We start from the raw sequence: 2529 nt of genomic DNA, 5'->3' as shown, positions 1-2529 counted from the left end.
TGTAGGGTAAGAACCCAGCGCCTTAAGACCTCTCGGTCTTAGGTTTCCGAGAACTCCCCCCCGAACCGTACGTACCCCTCTCAAGGTATACGGCTCTCCGTCTCTTCAGTCTAGCTTCCCGTTATGCAGGTCACGATGACACTTTCGACAAAGTATCATTGTTTTACGGTTCCTTGCTATCATCTGTCTTTCCCATTTCTTTTTCCCTTTAAGGTTCTTTAACTTTCGAACATGATGAACTTCCATTGAGCCTTCTTCAGCCTTACACCATTCACATTGATTAGCCATCAACCTTTGAATAAGCGATGTTCGGGATTGGTAGGATACTTCCGAAGGAAGTTTTTCTATATCCTTTTTAGTTATAGGAGCTTTATTCCTACGAAATCCCTTATCATAAAGCACTTCCGTTTTCTTGCCGGACTTTATCTTATAACTGACTTGGAATATTCCATTCACCATAAATTTTTGTTTAGCTTTTCCTAAGGTAGTACGGTACTTATTTGCTAAGGTTTTATACATAGAGTACTCCAGGAGATACTTATAACTGTTTAAATGGCACACATTCACTGCCAGTTGATAATATTGATAGGTTCCACGTATTTGAGCGTTATAGTTCCTTAAAATCTCAAGAGGCACTAATTTAATTAACTCTGGACGGTGAATTGGTTTCCATTGACCTGTCTTTTGGTTGATTTTTATTACCCCTTTTTTAAATAGGCGACTATAAACAAGATCAGTAGGCATATATAGTTCACACTTTAGTGAGAATGCTCTTGTTTTTATTCCATCACTTCGTCGTTTGGAATGGAAATCTCGTCCAACTTTAACGTCGTAGCCTAAAAATCTAGCTTTATTTCTTGTGTTTGTTATAAGTGTTTTCTCCTCGGATAACGTTAGCTTAAGTTTAGATTTCAAGAAATTAGCGATGTCTTTCTTTGCTCTATTCGCATCTTCCTTACTCCCAATAACTCCAATTAAAAAATCATCAGCGTATCTCACATATTGAATTCGTTTATAATTCTCATCCATTGGATATCCTTGGGGCGTGTGTTCTCTTTCAGCTAATAACTCACGTATTTTATTAGTCAGCTCTTTTTCTCGTACTTCATCTTTTTCTTTAGCTTCCCTTAGTTTCTTCTTAGCCCTATTTATCTGATGTTGGATTTTAGAGTAGGTTGGATTTGTCCTTCTAATCTTTCCTACATCAAAAGTTGACTTATACTGATTCATAAAATTATCTAATTCATTTAAATAAATATTCGCTAATAAAGGGCTAAGTATACCACCTTGCGGTGTACCACTAAACGTCTTATGGAACTTCCAGTCTTCTAAGTAACCGGCTCTAAGAAACTTCCATATAAGCGCAATAAATTGTTCATCATCTATCCTCTTCCTTAGAGTATGGATAAGGATATGATGATTAATATTGTCAAAAAAACCTTCAATATCGCCCTCAATAAACCATCTACTCCCAGTAAACGTGCTTTTCACCTGAAATAAAGCTGTATGGCAGCTCTTTTCAGGGCGGAAACCATGAGATAACTTACTAAAAGTCGGTTCATAGATAGATTCTAATAGGTTTTTTATGACTTCTTGGACTAACTTATCTTCTACGGAAGGTATGCCTAACGGACGCTTTTTCCCATTTTTCTTTGGAATATAAACTCTTCTTACTGGTTTTGGCTGATACGAATAATCTCTTAATTTATTAATTAATTCCGAGATTCTTCTTTCAGACATTCCGTCAATGGTTTTTCCATCTGTTCCAGCAGTCATATTTCCTTCGCTAGCGTATATGTTTTGGTAGGCTTCAAGGAAAAATAATGGATTGTACAGATTTCGATATAATTTCTTGTATTTGTACCCTGCTTTCTTACTGTGAGATGCTAGATTTTCTAATACGATTTTTGGGCTTCGCAAGAGCCTCACGCCCCTTCCCAATTTAATATTAGTCGAAAAGACTGTTCTCCTTCGCCTTGTACGAGGCTTTCCCTCGCTCTGACTACTACGAGAACTCCGTTACCATATTGGATTTTCATGAGCCACATACCTTGCTTTTTACACTTGGTATCATCCTCAATAGCCTCCTTACGAGGCGCTCCAAGTTAGGTAATCCCCATTTAGTACATATAGAGACTAGACTAATTATGATGTCGGATGCCACTTTCGTCCGTTACTTGTTATTCAAGTTAGTCAGTCTTTGGTCTGCCATACGTAACACGTATGTTCAATGGAAACTTCGGCAATATTTCCATTCTTAGACTGCGAAGCGTTTCAATGACCCTGCACTTCGGGCGACGATACTCCACTTTGGACTATGGTTCAAGCAGTTTAGCCTTCATCCTTATTCATAACATTTTTACCTTGCCCCTCAGTCGTACCTAGGTCATTTTGGTAACTTAGGGCTTTCCTTGCATGCTCTGGTCCCCTCCGGGTTTCCCCTTCTAGGTAAGCAAGGTGGTAAATGAGTTAAGCACAGACTCCCATCTCTTGTCTAAGGAGATTCTCTACATGCCCGTATGGGCGCAC

Annotated in this window: 1 protein-coding gene; it reads right to left on the bottom strand. The window is 38.6% G+C overall.

Going from position 1 to position 2529, the window contains the following annotated elements; all coding sequences use genetic code 11:
- Positions 1–105: 105 nt before the first annotated feature.
- Positions 106–1920, bottom strand: coding sequence for a group II intron reverse transcriptase/maturase (gene ltrA / locus ATL10_RS30535; RefSeq protein ID WP_181419375.1), 1815 nt, complete (start codon positions 1918–1920; stop codon positions 106–108).
- Positions 1921–2529: the final 609 nt, after the last annotated feature.

It is taken from the genome of Bacillus sp. 196mf (assembly GCF_003217275.1).
Classification (GTDB): domain Bacteria; phylum Bacillota; class Bacilli; order Bacillales; family Bacillaceae_G; genus Bacillus_A; species Bacillus_A thuringiensis_S.
Note: the sequence above shows the minus strand (reverse complement) of the source record. Positions and strands in the feature narration are given on the sequence as shown.